Below are 21,460 nucleotides of genomic sequence, written 5' to 3' on the forward strand. Positions count from 1 at the left end.
GCTGTGTATCGTTCTCCGTCGTTGCCCCTTTAGCTCAGTCGGCAGAGCGTCTCCATGGTAAGGAGAAGGTCTACGGTTCGATTCCGTAAAGGGGCTCTGGGTGAGGGTTGTGCAGCCGGATAATCTGGCTGCACGACCGCGCCCTGTGGCGGGGTAGCTCAGGTGGTTAGAGCACACGGCTCATAATCGTGGTGTCGCGGGTTCGAGTCCCGCCCCCGCTACCAACCACCGAGTAGCACCGCACCATCGACCCTGAGGACTTCCCGTGGCCAGCAAGAGCTCCGACGTTCGCCCCAAGATCACTCTCGCCTGCGTGGAGTGCAAGGAGCGCAACTACATCACCAAGAAGAACCGGCGCAACGACCCCGACCGGCTCGAGATGAAGAAGTTCTGCCCGCGCGACCGCCGGCACACGCTGCACCGCGAGACCCGCTGACCTCTGCGCTTCCCGACGGCCCGTCCGAGCACCCGCTCGGACGGGCCGTCGACGTTTCGGGCGCGACGCCGCCCCGTCGATAGGCTGAGCCGCATGCCAGTCGATGCCTCCCTCGTCGGGCGGGTCTTCCCCCCGACCAGTCCGTACGCCGTCTCCGAGGAGCGGGTGCGCGACTTCGCCGCCGCCACCGGTTCGTCGTACGACGGCGGCGCCGCGCCGGCGACCTTCCCCATCGTGCTGGCCTTCGACGCCATGAACGCGTTCCTGGAGGCGGAGGCGATCGACCTGTTCCGCATCGTGCACGGCGAGCAGAGGTTCGCCTACGAGCGCCCCGTGGTGCCCGGTGACGTGCTGACCGCGACCCTGACGGTCGCGACGCTGCGCCAGATCGGCGGCAACGACATCATCGGCACCACCTCCGAGATCACCGACTCCGACGGCGCCCTGGTCTGCTCGACCAGCGCGACCCTCGTCCACCGGGGGGCCGACGCATGAGCACCCCGACCCTCGAGACCCAGACGTACGCCGTCACCCGTGCCGACCTGGTCGCCTACGCCCAGGCGAGCGGCGACCACAACCCGATCCACCAGGACGAGGAGGTGGCCCTCAGCGTGGGGCTGCCCGGCGTCATCGCGCACGGCATGTACACGATGGCGCTGACCGCCCGGGCGGTCGCGACCTGGTTCCCCGGTGCGGAGGTCGTCAGCCTGGGCTGCAAGTTCACCAACCCCGTCGTCGTGCCCGCCGACGGCTCGGTCGAGATCGAGGTCGCCGGCGAGGTGAAGGGAAGCGAGGACGGCCTGACCACGGTGGCGCTGACGGTCACCTGCGGCGGCCAGAAGGTGCTCGGCATGCCCAAGGCCGTCGTCCGCGCCGATGGCTGAGCGGCTCGCCGACCACACGACCCTGCGCGTCGGCGGTCCGGCCGGCACCTGGGTCCGCGCCACCACCGAGGACGAGCTGACCGACGCCGTCACGGCCGCCGAGATGGCCGGCGAGCCGGTGCTGGTGCTCGGCGGCGGCAGCAACCTGCTGGTCGCCGACGAGGGCTTCGCCGGCACCGTCGTCGAGATCGCCACCGCGGGCCTCACCCTCGACCACGAGGGCGACGACCCCACCTGCGGCGGTGTCCTCGCCACGGTCGCGGCGGGCGAGACCTGGGACGACCTCGTGGCGCTCGCCGTCGAGCGCGGCTGGGTCGGCATCGAGGCGCTCTCCGGCATCCCCGGGTCGGTCGGGGCCACCCCGATCCAGAACGTCGGCGCCTACGGGCAGGAGGTCGCCCAGACGATCGCCTCGGTACGGGTCTGGGACCGGAAGCTGCGCGGCATCCGCACCTTCGCGCACGCCGACTGCGGCTTCGGCTACCGCCACAGCCGCTTCAAGGCCGACCCGGGCCGACACGTCGTGCTGAGCGTGACCTTCCAGTTCCGCCAGGGCACCCTCGGAGCGCCCGTGGCGTACGCCGAGCTCGCCCGCGCCCTGGGCGTCGAGACGGGCGCCCGCGCGCCGCTCGCCGACGTCCGTGAGGCCGTGCTCGGGCTGCGGCGCGGCAAGGGGATGGTCCTCGACGACACCGACCACGACACCTGGAGCGCGGGGTCGTTCTTCACCAACCCGGTGGTCGCACCCGACGACGTACCCGACGGCGCGCCCGCCTGGCCGCAGCCCGACGGACGGGTCAAGACCAGCGCGGCGTGGCTGATCGAGCACGCCGGCTTCGCCAAGGGGTACGGCGCCGGCCCGGCCCGGCTCTCCACCAAGCACACCCTCGCCCTCACCAACCGGGGCGACGCCGCCGCCGACGACCTGCTCGCCCTGGCGCGGGAGGTCCGCGACGGCGTGGAGGCGCGCTTCGGCATCCGGCTCGTCAACGAGCCGGTGCTGGTCGGCTGCGAGCTCTGAGGCGGTCGGCCCCTCAGCCGAGCAGACGGTGCAGGATCCGCAGCTCGCGCGCGAGGGCGGCGTACCGCTCGGAGCCGAGACCCGCGGCGAGCTCCTCCTCGACCTCGCGCTCGAAGGAGCGCAGCCGCAGCGCGAGATCGCGGCCCATCGGCGAGAGTGCGGTGACGGCGCGACGCTTGTCCTGCGGGTCGATGCGGCGTACGACGAGAGACCGCTCGACCAGCCGGTCGACGTGCCGGGTCAGGCTGGCGCTCGGCAGCACCGCGGCCTCCGCGAGGGCGGACATCGGCAGTCCGGGACGCTCGACGAGGACCGACATGATGCGCCAGTGCTCGACGGTGAGCCCCTCCGCGAGGAGGGCCGGGGTCAGCCGGCTCCGGAGCGCGTGCTCGACCCGCGCGACCAGCAGCGCGAGGCCGTCGAGATCGGACGGGGCCGCCACGGTGGGCTCGACCGCGAGCAGCGGTCCGGGCCCCTCGCTCATGCCGCCTCCGTGGAGAGTGGAGTTCGCCTCATCCGGGCGATCCGGAGCACGCCGACGGCGTGCGCCCCTAGTGTAGGCCCACGTCCGGTCGACCACCGCCGCTCGATCGGGTCCGTCGAGAGACCCCGAGTCCGCCGTCACCGGGAGGCCCCGTGCGTGTGGGTGCCGTGCCGCAGGTCGCCGACCGTGAGGTGCTGCGGGTCGCCTTCGTGGTGCCGCTCCAGGGACCCACGGGCATCTACGGGCCGTCCTGCCTGGCGTGTGGGCAGCTCGCCGTCGAGGAGCTGAACCGGGCCGACGGCATCGCCGGGAGGGCGGTCGAGCTGGTGGTCGTCGACGCCGGGCGCGATCCCGAGGTCGTCGCCGACGAGGTCGGGGACCTGGTCGACTCCGGCCGCGTCGAGGCCGTCGCCGGGTGGCACATCTCCGCCGTGCGGGTGGCCGTGACCCGCCGGATCGGCGGCCGGGTGGTCTACGCGTACGCCGCGATGCACGAGGGCCGCGACGACACCCCGGGCGTCTTCATGCTGGGCGAGCGCCCCGTCAACCAGCTGCTGCCGGCCGCGCACTGGATGCGCGAGCAGCTCGGCGTGGGCCGCTGGGCCGTGGTCGGCAACGACTACGTCTTCCCGCGCGTGACCGCGGCGACCGCCCGGGCGGCGCTGCGCGGGACCCCCTCGACGATCGTCAGCGAGAGCTACGTGCCCCTCGGCACCACCAACTTCCGCGGGGTCCTCGACGAGCTCGACCCCCTGCGGGTCGACGGCGTGATCATGCTGCTGATGGGCCAGGACGCCGTGCACTTCAACCGGCAGTTCGCGCGCCTCGGGCTCAGCGGGACCATCCACCGGCTCAGTCCGGCCGTCGAGGAGAACACCCTGCTGGGCGGCGGAGCCGGTGCGCACGACGGCCTGTACGCCGCGGCGGCGTACTTCGACGGCCTCGGGACGGTCGAGAGCGCCGAGCTCGGCACCGCCTACCAGCAGCGCTTCGGGCCGTGGGCGCCGGCGCTGAACGCGGTCGGCGAGTCGTGCTACGAGGCGATCAGGTTCCTCGCGCGGATGGGCCAGGCCTGCGGGAGCATCGACGTCACCGCGGTCCGGGCGATGGCGCCCGGGCACTTCTACGACAGCCCGCGCGGGCTCCTGCGCCTCGACGGCAACCTGGTCAACCAGGACGTCTACCTCGCCGCCGCCGATGGCCTGGAGTTCGTGGTGCAGGAGCAGATCGCCCGCACCACCTGAGCGCTCAGCCACCGACGGCGGCGCTCGCCCGCGCCCAGGCAGCCCCCAGCACGGCATGGTGCGCCTCGCCCGCGAGCGAGCGGACCAGGGTCCCTCCGCATGCCAGGCCCAGGCGCTCCGGGGCGGGCGGCTCGTCCGGGTCGGCGCCCAGGGTGAGGACGGTGGCCAGGACGCGGTGGCCGCCGAGCAGCATGCCCGTGGTCTCGGGCGCGAGGTCGATCTCCTCGACGAGCAGCGGGGTGTCGTCGTCGGCCGTCGCCTCCAGGCGGTGGCGCACCCGGCCGGGCCACTCGCCGTACCTGCCCAGGACGAGCTGTTCGCGCATCGCGAGCCGGGAGCCCTCGCCCATCCGGATGCGCGTGCGCCGGCGTACGTCGGAGCCGGCCGCCGCGACGAACGGCTCGCCGTGCCAGAGCAGCCGCGCACCGGGGTCGAGACGGAGGTCGACGTCCCAGGTGGCGCTGTCCCCACGCATGTCGTACGCGACCGTGCCGGCCGGCTCGAGCAGCTCCAGTCCGGCGCCGGGGCCGACCCTGACCTCGACCGACAGTGCGTCGCCGGCGAGGAGCAGCGCGCCCTCGGCCACCAGGGCCACGCGCGCGGTCCCGGCGTCCGCGGACACGAGGACCGGCCGGAGCAGCGGCCGGTCCTGGCTGGTGGCCGCGGTCAGTCCCACGCGCACCCGTCCGGTGTCCGAGCGGTCGACGGTGATCCGGGTACGGCTGACGGTCTCGGACCGCAGGTCCGGCTCAGGCGTGGACGTGGTCATGGTCGTGGTCGGCGGAGTCGGCGTGCCAATGGGGCGCCATCGGGCCGGGGTCGACGGGGACGAGCGCGCCGCTGCGGTGCCGGGCGAGCTGGTCGCGCACCCACGCGGTGAGCTCGGCGACCGAGGCGGGGTCGCTGCGCGAGAGGGCGACCACGGGGCGGTCGTCGCGAGCCGCCCGGGCGTCGGAGACCATCCGGTCGCGGTCGACGCCGACGTACGGCGCCAGGTCGGTCTTGTTGACGACCAGGAGGTCGGCCCGCTCGATGCCCGGGCCGCCCTTGCGGGCGACGTCGCCGCCGCCGGCGATGTCCAGCACGAAGACCTGGACGTCGACGAGGGCCGGCGAGAACGTCGCGGTCAGGTTGTCGCCGCCGGACTCGAGCAGCACCAGGTCCAGGGGCGCGAAGTCCGCCTCGAGCTCCTCGACGGCCATCAGGTTGGCGGTGATGTCGTCGCGGATCGCGGTGTGCGGGCAGGCGCCGGTCTCGACGGCCCGGATCCGCTCGGGGTCGAGGACGCCGGCGGAGCGCAGGAAGCGGGCGTCCTCGTCGGTGTAGATGTCGTTGGTGACGACCCCGAGCCGGAGCTCACCCGCGAGCTCGCGGCACAGCAGGGCGATCAGTGAGCTCTTGCCGGTGCCGACGGGGCCGCAGATGCCCAGGCGGAGCGCGCGGTCCGGGACGGGACGGGACGGATCAGGCACTGAACAACCTCCTGCTCGAGACGGCGTGGGCCTCGGCCCACGCCTCGACTTGGGGCATCGCGGCGGCCGGCACGGCCGTCGGACAGGTGAGGGTGGCGACGTCGTCGGCCAGCCGGTCGATGTCGCCGAGGGCGGCGTGCACCCAGCCGGTCGCGGTCGCCGGGTCCAGGGGCAGCAGCTTCAGCGCCGCGGACGCGACGGTCTGCGCGTCGTCGTACCCGATCACGCGGGCCAGGGACGCCGCGTCGAGCCCGGCGGCGACCGCCATCGCACCGAGGGCCACCGGCCTGGAGACGGCGGGCAGCGTGCGGACCGCCGCGACGGCGGGGTGCTCGGGCCACAGGCGTACGACGAGCCGCAGCAGGGCCTGGGCCTGGGCGCGCGACGTGGCCCGCATGGCGGCGCTGGGGGTGCGGGCCTCCCACGCCGTCTCGAGCGGCTCCAGCGGCAGGTCCGCCAGCAGGCGGTGCCGCGCGACCACGGCCGTCCCCGCCTCGACCCGGGTCACCGTCCGCAGCCGGGTCCGCACGTACACCGGCACGTGGGCGGCGGTGAGGCCGGCCCGCACGGCCGGCTCGAGCGAGCCGCTCTGGGTGTGCCCGGCCACCGGCAGCCGCGCGTCGGCCATCAGCATCATCATCAGCTCGGGGGAGGGGGTCATGCTGCTCAGAACAGCGAGTAGAGCTGGGCCAGCGGCAGCTCGACGGCCGGGGACGGTCGGACCGTCTCGCCGTCGATGGCGATCGCGAACGTCTCGGGGTCGACCTCGATCTCGGGCAGCGCGCTGTTGTGGACCATGTCGGCCTTGCCGACGTCCCGGGTGGGGGTGACGGGCAGGAGCCGGCGCCGGAGACCGAGCTCGCCGGCGAGCCCGGCGTCGAGCGCGGACGGGGCGACGAACGTGACCGCGTGGTCGGCGCCGCTGCCGTCGGCCGGATCGACGAGGGTGGGCCGCATCAGCACGGGCTGGGGGGTCGGGATCGAGGCGTTCGGGTCGCCGAGCGCGCCCCAGACGAGGACGCCGCCCTTGATGACCGCCTGGGGCCGGATCCCGAAGAAGCGCGGGTCCCACAGCACGAGGTCGGCCAGCTTGCCCGGCTCGACCGAGCCGACCTCGTGGTCGATCCCGTGGGCGATCGCGGGGTTGATCGTGTACTTCGCGACGTACCGGCGGGCGCGGGCGTTGTCGGCCGGGCCGCTCGGCAGGTGCGCGTCGCCGAGGCGGTGCTTCGTCACGTGGGCGACCTGCCAGGTGCGGCAGACGACCTCGCCGATCCGGCCCATCGCCTGCGCGTCGGAGGAGGTGATCGAGAGCGCGCCCAGGTCGTGCAGGACGTCCTCGGCGGCGATCGTGGTGGCCCGGATCCGCGACTCGGCGAAGGCGAGGTCCTCGGGCACCTGGGGGTTGAGGTGGTGGCAGACCATCAGCATGTCCAGGTGCTCGGCCACGGTGTTGACGGTGTGCGGGAGCGTCGGGTTCGTCGACCCGGGGATGACGTGCGGCAGCGACGCCACCTCCAGGATGTCCGGCGCGTGGCCGCCGCCGGCGCCCTCGGTGTGGAAGGCGTGGATCGACCGGCCGCCGATCGCCCGCACCGTCGACTCCAGGTAGCCCGCCTCGTTGAGGCTGTCCGAGTGCAGCGCCACCTGGAGACCGTGCTCGTCGGCCGCCCGCAGTGCCGCGTCGATCGCCGCCGGTGTGGCGCCCCAGTCCTCGTGCACCTTGTACGCCGCCGCGCCGCCGAGGGCCTGCTCGGCGAGGCCCGCGGCGCTCACCGTGTTGCCCTTGCCGAAGAGCAGCAGGTTGACCGGCAGCGAGTCGAGGGCGCGGTGCACCGTGCGCAGGTGCCACGCGCCGGGGGTCACGGTCGTCGCCTTCGACCCCTCCGACGGCCCCGTGCCGCCGCCGCCGACCGTGGTGGTACCGGTCGCCAGCGCCTCGAGGATCTGCGAACGCGAGATCAGGTGGACGTGGAGGTCGATGGCGCCGGCGGTGAGGATCCGGCCCTCGCCCGAGATCACGTCGGTCGAGGGGCCGATCTCCAACTGCGGATGCACGCCGTCGGCGACGTCGGGGTTGCCGGCGCGTCCGAGCGCGACGATCCGGCCGTCGCGGATGCCGACGTCGGCGCGGACGATGCCTCCGTGGTCCAGGACGACGACGTTGGTGACGACCGTGTCGAGCGCGCCGTCGGCCCGGGTCGCGGTGCCCTGGGCCATCGACTCGCGGATGGACTTCCCGCCACCGAAGACCGCCTCCTCGCCGCCGAAGGTGAGGTCCTGCTCGACCTCGATCCACAGATCGGTGTCGCCGAGCCGCACCTGGTCGCCGACCGTCGGTCCGTAGAGGGCGGCGTACGCCGCGCGGGTGAGCTCAGCCACGGGTCGCGCCCTCGCCCTCGACCCGGATCCCCGGCACCAGCCGTCGCCCGCGCAGGGCGACGATCTCGACCTCGAGCGACGCACCGGGCTCGAAGCGACGCGAGGTGCCCGACGCGATGTCGAGCCGGAAGCCGGTCGCGAGCGCCCGGTCGAAGGACAGGGCGTCGTTGACGTCGGCGAGGTGGAAGTGCGAGCCGACCTGGACGGGGCGGTCGCCGGTGTTGACGACGACGACGGTCCGGCGCTCGTCCGGGCCGCGGTCGGCGTTGATCTCGACGGTGCCGGGGGCGACGCGGATCGCTCCGGGGCCGGTGCTCTGGCTGCTCATCGTGGAGTCCTTCGTGCGCTCAGGCGATCGGGTGGTGGAGGGTCACGAGCTTGCGGCCGTCGGGGAAGGTCGCCTCGACCTGCACGTCGGTGAGCATCTCGGTGACGTCGGGCATGACCTGGTCGCGGGAGAGCACCTCCCGGCCGGTGGTCATCAGCTCGGCGACCGGGACGCCGTCGCGTGCCCGCTCGATCACCCAGGTGCTGAGCAGGGCGACCGTCTCCGGGTAGTTCAGGCGTACGCCGCGTGCCAGCCGGTCGCGGGCGACCATGCCGGCCACGGCCAGCAGCAGCTTCTCGGTGTCGCTCGGGGTCAGGTGCATCTCCCGGCCCCTCAGACGGCCATCGCCGCGCGGACGGCGTCCACGGCGTCCGCGCCGCCCCGGCCCCGGGAGGTGACCCGTCCGGACTCCAGCACGTAGTAGTGGTCGGTGACCCGCAGCGCGAAGCCGACGTGCTGCTCGACGAGCAGCACCGACAGGTCGCCGCGCTCGGTCAGCGCGGCGATCACGCGCTCGATCTCCGCGACCACGTTGGGCTGGATGCCCTCGGTCGGCTCGTCGAGGATCAGCATCCGCGGCTGGGTGAGGAGGGTGCGGGCGATGGCGAGCTGCTGGCGCTGCCCGCCGGACAGCAGCCCGGCCTTCCGCGTCAGCAGCCCCGCCAGCGCCGGGAAGGTGTCCAGCACCTCGTCGACGAGGCGCGCCCCGTGCGCGCGCCCGTCGGCGACGAGCTGGAGGTTCTCCAGCGTGGTGAGCTGGGGGAAGGACAGCTGTCCCTGGGGGACGTAGCCCAGGCCCCGCCGTACCCGCTGGTGCGGACGCATCCGCGTGACGTCCTCGCCGTCGAGGCGGATCGTCCCGCCCGCGACGGGGAGCAGGCCGACCGCCGCCCGCAGCAGGGTGGTCTTGCCGGCCCCGTTGTGGCCCATGACCGCGGCGGCGCCGCCGGCCGGGACGACCAGGTCGACGTCGTGGACGACGGCGGTCCGGCCGTAGCCCACGCTCACTCCGGTGAGCTCGAGCATCAGCCCTCCTCTCCTACGGCCTCGGCGGCGACCGCCGCGGGGTCCGCGTTGACGGCGTCGGCGGTGCGGCCCAGGTAGACCTCCTGGACCCGCTCGTCGGCCTGGATCTCCGCGACCGTGCCGGCGGTCAGCACCTTGCCGGCGTGCATGACGGTCACCTTGTCGGCGAAGCTGCGCACGAACTCCATGTCGTGCTCGATGACGACGATGGTCCGCTCGCGGCCGATGCGCTGGAGCAGCTCGCCGGTCTCGTCGCGCTCCTCGGCGCTCATGCCCGCGACCGGCTCGTCGAGGAGCATCACCTTCGCGTCCTGGACCAGGAGCATGCCGATCTCCAGCCACTGCTTCTGTCCGTGGGCGAGGATGCCCGCCGGACGGTCGCGCAGCGCGCTGAGGCCGATCGTCTCCAGCACGGTCTCCACCTCGGCCGGTACGCCGCGGCGTGGCAGCCCGAGCCGCCAGGTGCGCCGGTGCAGCCCGCCCGCGATGTCGAGGTTCTGCAGCACGCTCAGCTCGTCGAAGACGGTCGCGGTCTGGAAGGTCCGGCCGATGCCGGCACGGACGATCTGGTGCGCCTTGAGCGCGAACAGGTCCTGGTTGCCGTAGCGGGCCAGCCCGGTGCCCTTGACGAGGCCGGTCAGGGCGTCGACCAGGGTGGTCTTGCCGGCCCCGTTCGGGCCGATCAGGAAGTGCAGCTCGCCCTGCAGCAGCGTGAGGTCGACGCCGTCGATCGCCTTGAAGCCGTCGAAGTCGACGCTCAGTCCCTGGACCTCCAGGTAGTCCATGCCCCGGGCGCTCATGCGGGCTCCGCCTCGGCCGTCATCGGCGCGCGGGCCGCGGTGGGACGCCGTACGGCGGACCAGAGCTTCGGCCCGAGCGACGCGAGTCCGGCGGGGATCAGCAGGATCACCACGATGAAGAGCGCCCCCTGGAAGTAGGTCCACTGGTTCGGGAACGACTCGGACAGCGCGGACTGGCCGTAGCCGACGACCAGCGCGCCGAGCGCCGGTCCGAGCAGCGACGCCCGGCCGCCGAGGGCGACCCCCGCGATCAGCAGGATCGAGGCGGTCGCGTTGACGTCGGACGGCGAGATGATCCCGGCGATCGGCGCGAACATCGCGCCGCCGAGGCTCGCCATCACGGCGGCGATCACGAACGCCGTGAGCTTGATGTTCGCCGGGTCGTAGCCGAGGAAGCGGACCCGCTCCTCGGCGTCGCGGGTGGCGACGAGCAGCTCGCCGAACCGGCTGCGGTTGAGCTGCCACACCACGAGGAGGCAGCCGACCAGCAGACCGACGACGATGAAGTAGAGCATCCGCTTGTTCACCGGGTCGTAGAGGTTGTAGCCGAAGAACGTCGAGAAGCTGTTGAGGCCGTTGAAGCCGCCGGTCTGCGTGATGGTCGCGACCAGCAGGGTCGCGAAGGCGACGGCCATCGCCTGGGTGAGGATCGCGAAGTAGGCACCGCGGACGCGGCGCTTGAAGATGGCGTAGCCGAGGATCCCGGACACGATCGCCGGGAGCACCACGATGGCGACGAGCGTGAACGCGCCGCTGCGGAACGGCTCCCACCAGCCGGGCATGGTGCCGTCGCCGTACAGGACCATGAAGTCCGGGACGCCGCCCGGTCCCGCCGCCTCGAGCTTCAGGTGCATCGCCATCGCGTAGCCGCCGATGCCGAAGAAGACGCCCTGGCCCATGACGAGCATGCCGCCGCGGCCCCAGGCCAGGCCGATGCCGACGGCCGCGATCGCCCAGCAGCAGTACTTCGCGAGGTTGCCGAGCCGGAAGTCGCTGAGGACGGCCGGTGCGACCAGGAGGAGCGCGAGGGCCAGCGCGACGATGCCCAGCAGGCCGCCCCAGGTGCGCAGATCGATCCGGGCCCTCATGCCAGGCCCCGGGTGCGCACGGTGAACAGGCCCTGCGGACGGACCTGCAGGAAGATGACGACGAGGGCGAAGGTGACCACCTGTGCCGTACTGCCGCTGAAGCGGTCGGTGAGGAACGCGGTCGAGACGCCGACCAGCCAGGCCGCGATCACCGTGCCCTTGAGCTGGCCCAGGCCGCCCGCGACGACCACCAGGAACGCCGGGATGATGTAGCTCGTGCCGAGCGTGGGGTTCGTGCCGGAGGCGAGGCTGAGCGCGACGCCGCCGATGCCCGCCAGGCCGGAGCCGACGAAGAAGGTGATCCGGTCGACCCGTCGGGTCGAGACACCCATGGTCTCGGCGAGGTCCCGGTTCTGCACCGTGGCACGGATCTGGCGGCCGAAGCGGCTGTAGCGCAGCAGCGCGCTCAACCCGGCGAGGGCGGCCGCGGCGAGCACGATCGTGAAGATGCGGGTGTAGGGCCAGTTGTAGCCGGCGATCGCGACGCTGCCGTCGAGCCAGCCCGGCTCGTGGACCGGGTCGCCCTGCGCGCCGAAGAGGTCCTTGGCGAGCTGCTGGAGGATCATCGAGACCCCGACGGTGACCAGCAGGGTGTCGAGCGGCCGGGCGTACATCCAGCGGATGATCCCCGCCTCGAGCGCGAGACCGAGGAGCCCCGTCACGAGGAACGCGACCGGGATCGCGACGAGCAGCGAGAGGTCGGCGCTGGTGACGACCTGCTGGGTGAGGTACGTCGTGTACGCGCCGGCCATGAGGAACTCGCCGTGCGCCATGTTGATGACGCCCATCTGACCGAAGGTGAGGGCCAGACCGAGCGCGGCGAGGAGCAGGATGGCCGCCGTCGAGGTGCCGGTGAGCAGCGGCGTGGTGAAGGACTCCATGGGTGTCCCTTCCGGATCGGGCGGACGCGACGGAGCTACGCGTCCGAGGAGTGGTGCGGACCAGGCCGGCGGCGGCCGCTCGTGCGACCGCCGCCGGGTCGGGGGTCACTCCCCGTTGGGGTCCCACCAGTCGTAGCCCTCGAGGAAGGGGTCGGGCTCGATCGGGGTCTCGGAGCTCCAGACCACGTCGAACTGGTTGTCGGCGTTGATCTGCCCGATCAGGCCGGTCTTGGCGATGTGGTGGTTGTCGCCGTCGATCGTGACGGTGCCCTCGGGGGCGTCGAAGCTGACCCCGTCGGAGGCGGCGTTCACGTCGTCGACGGCGAAGGACTCGGCCTTCTCGACGATGTTCTTGTAGAGGTAGAGCGAGGTGTAGGCGGCCTCCATGGGGTCGGAGGTGGGCCGGTCGGCGCCGAACTCCGCCTGGAACGCCTCGATGAAGGCGGCGTTGGCGGGGGACTCGACGGACTGGAAGTAGTTCCAGGCGGCGAACTGCCCGGTGACGTCCTTGCCCATCGCGGGCGCCTCCTCCTCGGCGATGGACACCGAGATGATCGGGGAGGTGTCCGGGCCGAGGCCCTGCTCGTAGTAGGCCTTGATGAAGCCGACGTTGGACGAGCCGTTGATCGTGTTGAAGACGAAGTCCGGCTTGGCCTTGACGATCTTCGCGACCTGGGTCGACCAGTCGTCGCTGTCGAGCGGGACGTACTCCTCGCCGACGATCTCGATGCCGAGCTCCGCGGCGTACTGCTTGATGATCTTGTTGGCCGTCCGCGGGAAGACGTAGTCGGATCCGGCGAGGAAGAGCGTCTTGACGTCCTTGCTGGCCAGGAAGTCCATCGCCGGGATGATCTGCTGGTTGGTCGTCGCGCCGGTGTAGTAGATGTTCTCCGACGCCTCCAGCCCCTCGTACTGGACCGGGTAGAAGAGCAGGCCGTTCGCACCCTCGACCACCGGCAGCATCGCCTTGCGCGACGCGGAGGTCCAGCCTCCGAAGACCGCGGCGACGCAGTCGCTGGTGAGCAGCTTCTCGATCTTCTCGGCGAAGACGGCCGGGTCGCTCGCGCCGTCCTCCTCGACCGGCTCGATCTGCTTGCCCAGGATCCCGCCGGCGGCGTTGATCTCCTCGGCGGCGAGGAGCAGGGAGTCGCGCACGGTCTGCTCGCTGATGGCCATGGCCCCCGACGTCGAGTTCAGGAAGCCCAGCTTGATGGTGTCGCCCGAGGTGTCGACACAGCTGTCGGCGGCGGAGGTGGCCCCGGCGCCGTCCTCGGACTTGCTGCCGCAGCTGCTCAGGATCAGGGTCGCGGCCAGCGCCGCGGCGGTACTCGCGCTCAGGCGAGTGCGAAATGTGAACACGGGTGGGACCTCTCGGGACGACGACCGCCGGAGCACCGCGCTGTGCTCCCTGTTGCCGGAGGACGCTAGAAATGCCGAGTTTCCGATTACTACCAATCGGAATTAATTCCGTGTTACGCGATCCGCACGGGGACTCTCAGACGTTCGTGCCGAGGCCCGGGTCGGGCACCGAGTAGGCCAGCAGGCCGAAGAACAGCACGACCGCGGCGAGAGCCAGCACGCCCAGGACCGTGCCGATGATGCCCATGACGACGCCCGCCTCCGCGGAGCCGCGGTTGGTGTAGCGCCCCGGCTGGGCGTCGATCTCGCGCTTGGCCCGCGCGCCGATCACCCAGGCGAACGGGGCGGTGAGCATCCCGGGCAGCGTGATGCCGCAGCACATGAACGCGAGCGGCAGGCAGGCCAGGGCGATGATGCCGAGCACCATCGAGGTGGTCGCGCCGCCGTGCGTCTCGCGCGGGTAGCCGTAGCCGTAGCCGGGTGGGGGCACGGGTGGGGACGACGGCTGCTGCCAGGGTGCCTCGGGCTGGTACGGCTGCTGCGGCTGGTACTGCGGCCAGCCCTGCTGCTCGGGCTCGTCGGGACGGCCGGTCATGGCGCCACCGGGTCCGCGTCGGCGGCCATCCACGCGTCGATCTCCCGCAGCACGCCGGTGCGGACGTCCTCGGGGGCACGGGAGGCGCGCACCGACATGCGGGCCAGCTCGGCGAGTGTGGCGTCGGAGAGGTCGTGGGCGGCGCGCATCGTGGCGTACTGGCCCGCGAGCCGAGAGCCGAACAGGAGCGGGTCGTCGGCGCCGAGGGCGACCGTCGCGCCGGCGGCCAGCAGCGTCGGCAGCGGGACCGAGGTCAGGTCGGAGTAGACGCCGAGCGCGACGTTGGAGACCGGGCAGACCTCGAGCACGACGCCCGCGGCGACGATCCGGTCCAGCAGCGCCGGGTCCTCGGCGGAGCGGACCCCGTGCCCGAGCCGGTCGGCGTGCAGCGCGTCCAGGCAGGTGCCGATGTGCTCCGGCCCGCGCAGCTCCCCGCCGTGCGGGACCAGCGCGAGACCGGCCCGCTCGGCGATCGAGAAGGCGCCCGCGAAGTCGACCGTGCTGCCGCGCCGCTCGTCGTTGGAGAGCCCGAAGCCGACCACCCCGCGGCCGGCGTACTGGGCGGCCAGCCGGGCCAGCGTCCGGGCGTCGAGCGGGTGCCGGGTGCGGTTGGCGGCGATCACGACCGCCATGCCGAGTCCGGTGGCCTGCGAGGCCTCCCGGACGGCGTCGAGGACCAGGTCGGTGAAGGCGGTGATCCCGCCGAAGCGGGCGCCGTACCCGCTCGGGTCGACCTGGATCTCCAGCCAGCGGCCGCCGTCGCGGACGTCGTCCTCGGCCGCCTCCCGCACGAGCCGGCGTACGTCGCCCTCCGTGCGCAGCACCGAGCGCGCGACGTCGTAGAGGCGCTGGAACCGGAACCAGCCCTTCTCGTCGGCCGCCGACAGCCGCGGCGGCCACTCCGAGACGAGCTGGTCCGGCAGCGAGATCCCGTCGCGCTCGGCGAGCTCGAGCAGGGTCTCGTGGCGCATCGACCCGGTGAAGTGCAGGTGCAGATGCGCCTTCGGCAGCGCGAGCAGATCTCTCAAGCGAAGAGCTTCTGCAGGCGGGTGATCCCCTCGACCAGGTCGTCGTCCCCGAGCGCGTACGAGAGTCGCAGGTAGCCCGGCGAGCCGAACGCCTCACCCGGCACGACGGCGACCTCGGCCTCGTCGAGGATGTACTCGGCGAGCTCGGCGGAGGTGCTGATCGTGCGGCCGCCGTACTCCTTGCCGAGCAGGCCCTTCACCGACGGGTAGGCGTAGAAGGCACCACCTGGAGTCGGGCAGAGGACGCCGTCGATCTCGTTGAGCATCGTCACGATGGTGCGGCGGCGCCGGTCGAAGGCGGCCTTCATCTCGTCGACGGCCGACAGGTCGCCCTCCAGCGCGGCGATGGCGGCGCGCTGGGAGACGTTGGCGACGTTGGAGGTCGCGTGCGACTGCAGGTTGGTGGCGGCCTTGATGATGTCCTTCGGGCCGATCACCCAGCCGACGCGCCAGCCGGTCATCGCGTAGGTCTTCGCGACGCCGTTCACCACGACGCAGTGGTCGGCGAGCTCGGGGCACAGCACCGGCAGGGAACCCGTGCCGCCCTCGGCCAGGTCGTCGTAGACGAGGTGCTCGTAGATCTCGTCGGTGAGCACCCACAGCTGGTGCTCCTCGACCCAGGCGCCGATGGCCCGGATCTCGTCGGCGGTGTAGACGGCGCCGGTGGGGTTCGACGGCGAGACGAACAGCAGCACCTTGGTCTTCTCGGTGCGGGCCGCCTCGAGCTGCTCGACGGTGACCTTGTAGTCCTGGGTCTCGTCGGCGAGCACCTCGACGGCCACGCCGCCGGCGAGCTGGATCGACTCCGGGTAGGTGGTCCAGTACGGCGCGGGCACGATCACCTCGTCGCCCGGGTCGAGCATCGCGGCGAAGGCCTCGTAGATGGCCTGCTTGCCGCCGTTGGTCACCAGCACCTGGGCCGGCTCGACGACCAGGCCGCTGTCGCGGGCGGTCTTCTCGACGATCGCCTTCTTCAGCTCGGGCAGGCCGCCGGCCGGGGTGTAGCGGTGGTTCTTCGGGTCGCGGCTGGCCTCGACGGCCGCGTCGACGATGTAGCCCGGCGTCGGGAAGTCGGGCTCGCCGGCGCCGAAGCCGACCACCGGACGGCCCTCGGCCTTCAGCGCCTTCGCCTTCGCATCCACCTTCAGCGTCGCGGACTCGGCGATGGCGCCGATCCGCTGGGAGACGCGACGGTCACGAGGGCTTCCGGGAGAGGTCATGGGGCCATCGTAGAGGCCGCTGGATCTATCTCCGCATGACCTTCCGCGCCAGGCTGTTGCCGCCGAACTGCGCGATCTGGACGAGCGCGACGATGATCAGGACGGTGGTCCAGGTGACGACCGTGTCGAACTGGCGCCAGCCGTACTGCAGGGCGAACGCACCGAGCCCGCCGGCCCCGATCGCGCCCGCGATCGCGGACATGTCGATGATCGCCACCAGGACGAACGTGTAGCCCAGGATCAGCGGCCCCAGCGCCTCGGGGATCAGCACGGTCAGCACGATGCGCAGCCGTCCCGCACCCATCGAGCGGGCCGCCTCGATCACGCCCGGGTCGACGCCGACGAGGTTCTGCTCGACGATCCGGCTGATGCCGAAGGTCGCCGCCAGGGTCATCGCGAAGATGATCGCCTTCTCGCCGATGCCGGTGCCGACGACCGCCCGGGAGAAGGGCTGGACGGCGCCGATGAAGATCACGAACGGGATCGGCCGGAAGAAGTTCACCCCGACGTTGAGCACCACGAAGACCGGCCGGTTGGCGAGCAGCCCGCCGCGCCGGGTCGTCGAGAGCGCCAGGCCCAGCACCAGGCCGAACAGTCCGCCGATCAGCAGGGTCAGCCCGACGATGTAGAGGGTCGCGAACGTCTCCTCCCACAGCAGGTCGGTGAGCTCGGGGAGCCGCGTGTCGCCCAGGATGCCGGCGTACATCACGCCACCTCCCGCACGTCGACCCGCTCGCGTACGGCGGCGAGGGCGGCCTCGATCTGCGCCGGGTCGCCGGTGAGCGAGAGCGTCAGGTTGCCGAACGTCTGGCCCTGGATGTCCTCGATGCCGCCGTAGACGAGCTCGAAGGCCACCTCGCGCGCGATCAGCTCGGCGAAGACCTGGGACTGGCGCACCGCCGGGTCGCGGAAGGCGAGGGTGACGAAGCGCCCGTCGTGCCGCTCCTGCAGCACCTCCAGGGCGCGTGCCGACGGCTCGTCGTCGATCAGGGTCGAGACGAACCGCCGGGTCGCGGGGTGCTGCGGACGGGAGAACAGGTCGAAGACCGGCCCCTGCTCGATCACCCGGCCCTGCTCCATCACCGCCACCCGGTCGGCGATCGTCTTGATGACCTCCATCTCGTGGGTGATCAGGACGATGGTGATGCCGAGCTCGGTGTTGACCTGCTTCAGCAGGGCCAGCACCTCCTGGGTGGTCTCCGGGTCCAGGGCGCTGGTCGCCTCGTCGGCGAGCAGCAGGCTGGGCGAGGTGGCCAGGGCGCGGGCGATGCCGACCCGCTGCTTCTGGCCCCCGGAGAGCTGGTCGGGGTAGGCCAGCGCCTTGTCGGCCAGGCCGACGAAGTGCAGCAGCTCCGAGATCCGCGCCCGGTGCTCGGACTTCGGCACGCCCGCCACCTGCAGCGGGAACGCGAGGTTGCCGTAGACGGTCCGGGAGTTCATCAGGTTGAACTGCTGGAAGACCATCCCGATGCCCCGGCGTACCTCCTGCAGCTGCCGCTCGCCGAGCCCGACGATCTCGGTGCCCGCCACCTTGATGGAGCCGGAGGTGGCGGGCTCGAGGGCGTTGACCAGGCGGATCAGCGTCGACTTCCCGGCGCCGGAGTAGCCGACGATGCCGAAGATCTCGCCCGCCTCGACGTCGAGGTCGACGCCGTCGACGGCGACGGTCGGGCTGCCGCCGCGGGAGCGGGCGGGGAACTCCTTGCGGACGTCTCGGATCTCGAGCAGGGCCATGCTGCGGGTCCTCCGGGGGCGTGGTGGGTGGGGGAGTCGCAGGTCACCGCTGGGCGCGGGTGTCCTCCTCGACGTCGGCCAGCGACGTCTCCAGGTCCGCGACCGGGATCTTCACCAGCTCGGCGGTGTCGCCGGAGACCTCCTGGACGCCGTCCTGCACGGCCTGGGTGTCCTGGAAGATCTCGACGAGCTTCTGCAGGGTCTCGTCGTCCTTGTCCTCGGCGCGGGCGGCGAAGATGTTGACGTACGGCAGCGCGTTGGGGTCCTCGGGGTCGTCCTGGGCGATCGCGTCCGCGAACGACAGGCCGGCGTCCTCGACGAAGTCGTTGTTGATGACCGCGGCTGCGACGTCGGGCAGCGAGGTGGGCGTCAGGTCGGCCTTCAGTGCGGTGACCTGCACCCGGGAGGCCGACTCGTCGACGTCGTCGAGGGTCGAGTAGATCGAGCCGCCGTCCGCGAGCTCGATCAGGCCGGCCGACTGCAGGATGAGCAGGGCGCGCGCCAGGTTGCTCTCGTCGTCGGGCACGGCGACCGTCGAGCCGGCCGGGATGTCCTCGACCGAGTCGTGCTTCGTCGAGTACAGGCCGAGCGGGTAGATCGCCGTCGAGCCGACCGGGACCAGGTCCTCGCCCGAGTCCACGTTGTAGCCGGCCAGGTAGACCATGTGCTGGAACTGGTTGAGGTCGAGGTCGCCCTCGGTGAGCGCCGGGTTGGGCTGCGCGTAGTCGGCGAAGTCGATGATCTCGACGTCGATGCCCTCGTCCGCGGCGGCCTCGCGGTAGGTCTCCCAGTACGGGTCGCTGGCGCCGACGACGCCGATCTTGATCGTGTCCTCGTCGCCGTCGCGCAGGACGAAGAACGCCCCGGCGGCGATCACGGCGAGTACGACGACCGCGACGACGGCGTACAGGCCGGTGCGGGACTGGGGGGCATCGACGAGCTGGTCGGACATGGGTTCCTCTCCGTTCCGGCTGGTGGCCGGGTCTCACGGGATCTCTCGGGCGGGGGCGGTGGCTCCCGGGCCGACGGTAATACTCAATGTCGATAGACAAAAAATTGTTTGGATCCACGAGGCCGGTACGCCGCGCGGACACGGGCGTCAACGACGGCCGGAACGACCCGATTCCCGCTGGGCGACGTGGCGGTCGACACGGTGGATCGGTGATCCATTTGGACGGCGTCGAGGTCGTACCCGTAGGATCCACTCTGCTGGATTCCCCGCATGCTTCGGCGTGCCCGGATTCCGACGGAGGGCACTAGCTCAACTGGCAGAGCATCGGTCTCCAAAACCGAAGGTTGGGGGTTCAAGTCCCTCGTGCCCTGCAGGACACTGGTCACCTGACCAGACGAACGAACGAGGAGAGGTTGGCGTCGTGTCGGACAGCAAGGCGATGCGCGGGCCGCGCGACGGCAAGGCCGACAAGCGTACGAGCCTCCCCACGTTCTACCGCCAGGTCGTCGCCGAGCTGCGCAAGGTCGTCTACCCGACCCAGGAGCAGCTGGTCACGTACTTCTTCGTGGTCATGGTGTTCGTGCTCGTGATGATCGCCCTGGTCTCCGCCCTCGACCTGGCCTTCGGCAAGCTCGTGTTCGCGATCTTCACGGGGCCCGACCAGACGTGACCGGGTCGCTCGCGGGCTGACCGCGAGCCTTCGGTCCACCGGTCCCGGCGACCAGCCGGGACAGACGAGCACAGCGAAGTGATGGAGCAGCACGTGTCGGAGCAGCAGGATCCGTTCGAGGTCGACGCGACCGCCGAGACCGAGCCTGAGGCCAGCCTCGAGGACCAGTACGGCGAGCCGAACGACGGTCCGGAGATCGAGGAGGACCCGCGTCTCGACGCCGAGGTCACCGACGAGGACACCGACGAGGACATGGGCCTCGACGACACCGACGCCGACGGCGTGACCAGCCACGACCTCAGCGAGGCCGAGGGTGACGAGGCGCCCGAGGATGCCGACGACGCCGCCGCCGACGAGGACCCGCTCGAGGCCTTCCGCCGCGAGCTGTGGGCCAAGCCGGGCGACTGGTTCGTCGTGCACACCTACTCCGGCATGGAGAACCGGGTGAAGTCGAACCTGGAGAACCGCATCATCTCCCTCAACATGGAGGACTACATCCACGAGATCGTGGTCCCCACCGAGGAGGTCGCGGAGATCAAGAACGGTCAGCGCAAGATGGTCAAGCGCACCGTCCTCCCCGGCTACGTCCTGGTCCGCATGGACCTCACCGACGAGTCCTGGTCGGCCGTGCGACACACGCCGTCGGTCACCGGCTTCGTCGGCCACAGCCACCAGCCGGTGCCGCTGAGCATGAGCGAGGTCGAGAGCATGCTCGCCCCCGCCGTGGTCGCGCAGGCCGAGGCCGAGGCCGCCGCCGCGGCGTCCGCCGCCGGCACCCCGGCCCCCGCCGGCACCACCGCCAAGCGCCCCGTCGAGGTCGCCGACTTCGACGTCTCCGACTCGGTCATGGTCGTCGACGGCCCGTTCGCCACGCTGCACGCGACGATCACCGAGATCAACGCCGAGTCGCAGCGGGTCAAGGCCCTCGTCGAGATCTTCGGTCGCGAGACCCCCGTCGAACTCAGCTTCAGCCAGATTCAGCGAGTCTGAGGTCCGAGGCCCCGTCCCGAGCCTGCGAGGGACGGGACAGCCGAGGAGGTTGAGGGTGTCGGCGCAGACCCGAACGGAGTGAGGGACTGCGCGACACGTCTCGAAACCCTGATTCGGCTCTCGCGAGCACATCAGCCCGATTCGCCAGCAGACGACTCGAGCCGCACAATAGATCGGTTGCTCAGCAACAAGCAGGTGGCAGAGGCCGTCGTACGACGACCTCGTCATGACCACGGAACAGAAAGAGAAGCAACATGCCTCCCAAGAAGAAGATCGCCGCACTGGTCAAGGTGCAGCTGCAGGCCGGTGCCGCGACCCCGGCCCCGCCGGTCGGTACCGCCCTCGGTCCGCACGGCGTCAACATCATGGACTTCTGCAAGGCCTACAACGCGCAGACCGAGTCCATGCGCGGCAACGTGATCCCGGTCGAGATCACCATCTACGAGGACCGGTCCTTCACCTTCATCACGAAGACCCCGCCGGCCGCCGAGCTGATCAAGAAGGCCGCCGGCCTCCAGAAGGGCTCGGGCGTCCCGCACAAGGAGAAGGTCGGCAAGCTGACCAAGGACCAGATCCGCGAGATCGCGCAGACCAAGCTGCCCGACCTCAACGCCAACGACATCGACGCGGCCATGAAGATCGTCGAGGGCACCGCGCGCTCGATGGGCGTCGAGACCCCGTAAGAAGCTCCAGCAGCACCGTGGCAGGGCCGCGCTGGCCCGCTCACCACATCCTTCGAGAGAGAAGAGAAAGCCTCATGCAGCGCAGCAAGACCTACCGCGCAGCGGCCGAGACGTTCGACAAGGACGAGCTCTACGCCCCGCTGGCCGCGATCAAGATCGCCAAGGGCGCGTCGAAGAAGAAGT

General features: G+C 71.5%; 26 protein-coding genes and 3 tRNA genes. 11 read left to right on the plus strand and 18 right to left on the minus strand.

The features are described 5' to 3' along the window. Nucleotides 1-23 precede the first annotated feature (23 nt). The 6 genes from VMF51_RS12385 (at nucleotide 24) to VMF51_RS12410 (ending at nucleotide 2,341) form a co-directional block, all read left to right on the plus strand. Nucleotides 24-96, plus strand: a tRNA-Thr gene (locus VMF51_RS12385). Between the two features lie 51 nt (nucleotides 97-147). After that, nucleotides 148-224 (plus strand) — tRNA-Met (locus VMF51_RS12390). Nucleotides 225-265: 41 nt separating this feature from the next. Beyond that, complete coding sequence (gene rpmG, locus VMF51_RS12395) at nucleotides 266-436, plus strand: 50S ribosomal protein L33 (protein ID WP_325474745.1); 171 nt, start codon at nucleotides 266-268, stop codon at nucleotides 434-436. Nucleotides 437-529: 93 nt separating this feature from the next. Then, entirely contained in the window at nucleotides 530-931 is a 402-nt protein-coding gene (locus VMF51_RS12400) for an FAS1-like dehydratase domain-containing protein (protein ID WP_325474746.1), read from the plus strand. After that, entirely contained in the window at nucleotides 928-1,320 is a 393-nt protein-coding gene (locus tag VMF51_RS12405; protein ID WP_325474747.1) for a MaoC/PaaZ C-terminal domain-containing protein, read from the plus strand. The genes VMF51_RS12400 and VMF51_RS12405 overlap by 4 nt, the downstream gene beginning before the upstream one ends. After that, nucleotides 1,313-2,341 carry a UDP-N-acetylmuramate dehydrogenase gene (locus VMF51_RS12410; protein WP_325474748.1) on the plus strand — a complete coding sequence of 343 codons (1,029 nt, stop codon included), beginning with the start codon at nucleotides 1,313-1,315 and terminating at the stop codon, nucleotides 2,339-2,341. The genes VMF51_RS12405 and VMF51_RS12410 overlap by 8 nt, the downstream gene beginning before the upstream one ends. Nucleotides 2,342-2,354: 13 nt before the next feature. On the opposite strand, the gene VMF51_RS12415 is transcribed toward VMF51_RS12410, so the two are convergent. Continuing rightward, entirely contained in the window at nucleotides 2,355-2,825 is a 471-nt protein-coding gene (locus tag VMF51_RS12415) for a MarR family winged helix-turn-helix transcriptional regulator (RefSeq protein ID WP_325474749.1), read from the minus strand. A 152-nt stretch (nucleotides 2,826-2,977) separates the two neighbouring features. Between VMF51_RS12415 and VMF51_RS12420 the strand changes: the two genes are divergently transcribed. Further along, nucleotides 2,978-4,069 (plus strand): substrate-binding domain-containing protein, encoded by a 1,092-nt coding sequence (locus VMF51_RS12420; RefSeq protein ID WP_325474750.1) that lies wholly within the window; start codon nucleotides 2,978-2,980, stop codon nucleotides 4,067-4,069. Between the two features lie 4 nt (nucleotides 4,070-4,073). On the opposite strand, the gene VMF51_RS12425 is transcribed toward VMF51_RS12420, so the two are convergent. The 17 genes from VMF51_RS12425 to VMF51_RS12505 form a co-directional block, all read right to left on the minus strand. Beyond that, nucleotides 4,074-4,838 (minus strand): urease accessory protein UreD, encoded by a 765-nt coding sequence (locus VMF51_RS12425; protein ID WP_325474751.1) that lies wholly within the window; start codon nucleotides 4,836-4,838, stop codon nucleotides 4,074-4,076. Beyond that, nucleotides 4,819-5,541 carry an urease accessory protein UreG gene (ureG, locus tag VMF51_RS12430; RefSeq protein ID WP_325474752.1) on the minus strand — a complete coding sequence of 241 codons (723 nt, stop codon included), beginning with the start codon at nucleotides 5,539-5,541 and terminating at the stop codon, nucleotides 4,819-4,821. Before ureG ends, VMF51_RS12425 begins: the two co-directional genes overlap by 20 nt. Next, nucleotides 5,534-6,202 (minus strand): urease accessory UreF family protein, encoded by a 669-nt coding sequence (locus VMF51_RS12435; RefSeq protein WP_325474753.1) that lies wholly within the window; start codon nucleotides 6,200-6,202, stop codon nucleotides 5,534-5,536. Before VMF51_RS12435 ends, ureG begins: the two co-directional genes overlap by 8 nt. A 5-nt stretch (nucleotides 6,203-6,207) precedes the next feature. Then, nucleotides 6,208-7,923 (minus strand): urease subunit alpha, encoded by a 1,716-nt coding sequence (locus tag VMF51_RS12440; RefSeq protein WP_325474754.1) that lies wholly within the window; start codon nucleotides 7,921-7,923, stop codon nucleotides 6,208-6,210. Beyond that, a complete protein-coding gene (ureB, locus tag VMF51_RS12445; RefSeq protein ID WP_325474755.1) occupies nucleotides 7,916-8,251 on the minus strand; it encodes an urease subunit beta in 336 nt (111 codons plus the stop codon). Before ureB ends, VMF51_RS12440 begins: the two co-directional genes overlap by 8 nt. Before the next feature lie 19 nt (nucleotides 8,252-8,270). Beyond that, nucleotides 8,271-8,573, minus strand: coding sequence for an urease subunit gamma (locus VMF51_RS12450; RefSeq protein WP_325474756.1), 303 nt, complete (start codon nucleotides 8,571-8,573; stop codon nucleotides 8,271-8,273). An 11-nt stretch (nucleotides 8,574-8,584) separates the two neighbouring features. Continuing rightward, nucleotides 8,585-9,277, minus strand: a complete 693-nt coding sequence (gene urtE, locus VMF51_RS12455; RefSeq protein ID WP_325474757.1) for an urea ABC transporter ATP-binding subunit UrtE — start codon at nucleotides 9,275-9,277, stop codon at nucleotides 8,585-8,587. Then, complete coding sequence (urtD, locus tag VMF51_RS12460; RefSeq protein ID WP_325474758.1) at nucleotides 9,277-10,077, minus strand: urea ABC transporter ATP-binding protein UrtD; 801 nt, start codon at nucleotides 10,075-10,077, stop codon at nucleotides 9,277-9,279. The genes urtE and urtD overlap by 1 nt, the downstream gene beginning before the upstream one ends. After that, complete coding sequence (gene urtC / locus VMF51_RS12465; RefSeq protein ID WP_325474759.1) at nucleotides 10,074-11,165, minus strand: urea ABC transporter permease subunit UrtC; 1,092 nt, start codon at nucleotides 11,163-11,165, stop codon at nucleotides 10,074-10,076. The genes urtD and urtC overlap by 4 nt, the downstream gene beginning before the upstream one ends. Beyond that, nucleotides 11,162-12,046, minus strand: a complete 885-nt coding sequence (gene urtB / locus VMF51_RS12470; RefSeq protein WP_325474760.1) for an urea ABC transporter permease subunit UrtB — start codon at nucleotides 12,044-12,046, stop codon at nucleotides 11,162-11,164. The genes urtC and urtB overlap by 4 nt, the downstream gene beginning before the upstream one ends. A gap of 105 nt (nucleotides 12,047-12,151) precedes the next feature. Next, nucleotides 12,152-13,405 (minus strand): urea ABC transporter substrate-binding protein, encoded by a 1,254-nt coding sequence (gene urtA / locus VMF51_RS12475; RefSeq protein ID WP_325474761.1) that lies wholly within the window; start codon nucleotides 13,403-13,405, stop codon nucleotides 12,152-12,154. Nucleotides 13,406-13,541: 136 nt separating this feature from the next. Further along, the gene (locus tag VMF51_RS12480; protein WP_325474762.1) at nucleotides 13,542-14,000 is read right to left on the minus strand and encodes a hypothetical protein; all 459 of its coding nucleotides are present in this window, start codon (nucleotides 13,998-14,000) and stop codon (nucleotides 13,542-13,544) included. Further along, entirely contained in the window at nucleotides 13,997-15,028 is a 1,032-nt protein-coding gene (locus VMF51_RS12485) for an adenosine deaminase (RefSeq protein ID WP_325474763.1), read from the minus strand. The genes VMF51_RS12480 and VMF51_RS12485 overlap by 4 nt, the downstream gene beginning before the upstream one ends. Continuing rightward, nucleotides 15,025-16,248, minus strand: coding sequence for a pyridoxal phosphate-dependent aminotransferase (locus tag VMF51_RS12490; protein WP_325474764.1), 1,224 nt, complete (start codon nucleotides 16,246-16,248; stop codon nucleotides 15,025-15,027). Before VMF51_RS12490 ends, VMF51_RS12485 begins: the two co-directional genes overlap by 4 nt. 25 nt (nucleotides 16,249-16,273) lie before the next feature. Then, nucleotides 16,274-16,939, minus strand: a complete 666-nt coding sequence (locus tag VMF51_RS12495; RefSeq protein WP_414689466.1) for a methionine ABC transporter permease — start codon at nucleotides 16,937-16,939, stop codon at nucleotides 16,274-16,276. 14 nt (nucleotides 16,940-16,953) lie between these two features. Beyond that, nucleotides 16,954-17,982: a methionine ABC transporter ATP-binding protein gene (locus VMF51_RS12500; RefSeq protein WP_325474766.1), complete on the minus strand. Its 1,029-nt coding sequence runs from the start codon at nucleotides 17,980-17,982 to the stop codon at nucleotides 16,954-16,956. A 43-nt stretch (nucleotides 17,983-18,025) separates the two neighbouring features. Continuing rightward, nucleotides 18,026-18,934 carry a MetQ/NlpA family ABC transporter substrate-binding protein gene (locus VMF51_RS12505; RefSeq protein WP_325474767.1) on the minus strand — a complete coding sequence of 303 codons (909 nt, stop codon included), beginning with the start codon at nucleotides 18,932-18,934 and terminating at the stop codon, nucleotides 18,026-18,028. Between the two features lie 298 nt (nucleotides 18,935-19,232). Here VMF51_RS12505 and VMF51_RS12510 point away from each other — a divergent pair. The 4 genes from VMF51_RS12510 (at nucleotide 19,233) to rplK (ending at nucleotide 21,277) form a co-directional block, all read left to right on the plus strand. Continuing rightward, nucleotides 19,233-19,305, plus strand: a tRNA-Trp gene (locus VMF51_RS12510). Between the two features lie 50 nt (nucleotides 19,306-19,355). Then, nucleotides 19,356-19,604 (plus strand): preprotein translocase subunit SecE, encoded by a 249-nt coding sequence (secE, locus tag VMF51_RS12515; protein ID WP_325474768.1) that lies wholly within the window; start codon nucleotides 19,356-19,358, stop codon nucleotides 19,602-19,604. 81 nt (nucleotides 19,605-19,685) lie between these two features. Continuing rightward, a complete protein-coding gene (gene nusG / locus VMF51_RS12520) occupies nucleotides 19,686-20,594 on the plus strand; it encodes a transcription termination/antitermination protein NusG (RefSeq protein ID WP_414689465.1) in 909 nt (302 codons plus the stop codon). Between the two features lie 254 nt (nucleotides 20,595-20,848). Beyond that, on the plus strand, nucleotides 20,849-21,277 hold the full coding sequence (gene rplK, locus VMF51_RS12525; RefSeq protein WP_325474770.1) for a 50S ribosomal protein L11: 429 nt from the start codon (nucleotides 20,849-20,851) through the stop codon (nucleotides 21,275-21,277). Nucleotides 21,278-21,460 lie beyond the last annotated feature (183 nt).

This window comes from Nocardioides sp. (genome assembly GCF_035503875.1).
In the GTDB taxonomy this organism is placed as follows: Bacteria; Actinomycetota; Actinomycetes; order Propionibacteriales; family Nocardioidaceae; genus Nocardioides.

Bases quoted from the DNA above. Each gene is read 5' to 3' on its own strand.
- VMF51_RS12425 (WP_325474751.1), bottom strand. From the start codon at position 4,838: ATGACCACGTCCACGCCTGAGCCGGACCTGCGGTCCGAGACCGTCAGC.
- VMF51_RS12505 (WP_325474767.1), bottom strand. From the start codon at position 18,934: ATGTCCGACCAGCTCGTCGATGCCCCCCAGTCCCGCACCGGCCTGTAC.
- rplK (WP_325474770.1), top strand. From the start codon at position 20,849: ATGCCTCCCAAGAAGAAGATCGCCGCACTGGTCAAGGTGCAGCTGCAG.
- urtC (WP_325474759.1), bottom strand. From the start codon at position 11,165: ATGAGGGCCCGGATCGATCTGCGCACCTGGGGCGGCCTGCTGGGCATC.
- VMF51_RS12435 (WP_325474753.1), bottom strand. From the start codon at position 6,202: ATGACCCCCTCCCCCGAGCTGATGATGATGCTGATGGCCGACGCGCGG.
- VMF51_RS12480 (WP_325474762.1), bottom strand. From the start codon at position 14,000: ATGACCGGCCGTCCCGACGAGCCCGAGCAGCAGGGCTGGCCGCAGTAC.
- VMF51_RS12500 (WP_325474766.1), bottom strand. From the start codon at position 17,982: ATGGCCCTGCTCGAGATCCGAGACGTCCGCAAGGAGTTCCCCGCCCGC.
- VMF51_RS12405 (WP_325474747.1), top strand. From the start codon at position 928: ATGAGCACCCCGACCCTCGAGACCCAGACGTACGCCGTCACCCGTGCC.
- VMF51_RS12400 (WP_325474746.1), top strand. From the start codon at position 530: ATGCCAGTCGATGCCTCCCTCGTCGGGCGGGTCTTCCCCCCGACCAGT.
- VMF51_RS12410 (WP_325474748.1), top strand. From the start codon at position 1,313: ATGGCTGAGCGGCTCGCCGACCACACGACCCTGCGCGTCGGCGGTCCG.
- urtB (WP_325474760.1), bottom strand. From the start codon at position 12,046: ATGGAGTCCTTCACCACGCCGCTGCTCACCGGCACCTCGACGGCGGCC.
- urtE (WP_325474757.1), bottom strand. From the start codon at position 9,277: ATGCTCGAGCTCACCGGAGTGAGCGTGGGCTACGGCCGGACCGCCGTC.
- VMF51_RS12490 (WP_325474764.1), bottom strand. From the start codon at position 16,248: ATGACCTCTCCCGGAAGCCCTCGTGACCGTCGCGTCTCCCAGCGGATC.
- urtD (WP_325474758.1), bottom strand. From the start codon at position 10,077: ATGAGCGCCCGGGGCATGGACTACCTGGAGGTCCAGGGACTGAGCGTC.
- VMF51_RS12415 (WP_325474749.1), bottom strand. From the start codon at position 2,825: ATGAGCGAGGGGCCCGGACCGCTGCTCGCGGTCGAGCCCACCGTGGCG.
- ureB (WP_325474755.1), bottom strand. From the start codon at position 8,251: ATGAGCAGCCAGAGCACCGGCCCCGGAGCGATCCGCGTCGCCCCCGGC.
- nusG (WP_414689465.1), top strand. From the start codon at position 19,686: ATGGAGCAGCACGTGTCGGAGCAGCAGGATCCGTTCGAGGTCGACGCG.
- VMF51_RS12450 (WP_325474756.1), bottom strand. From the start codon at position 8,573: ATGCACCTGACCCCGAGCGACACCGAGAAGCTGCTGCTGGCCGTGGCC.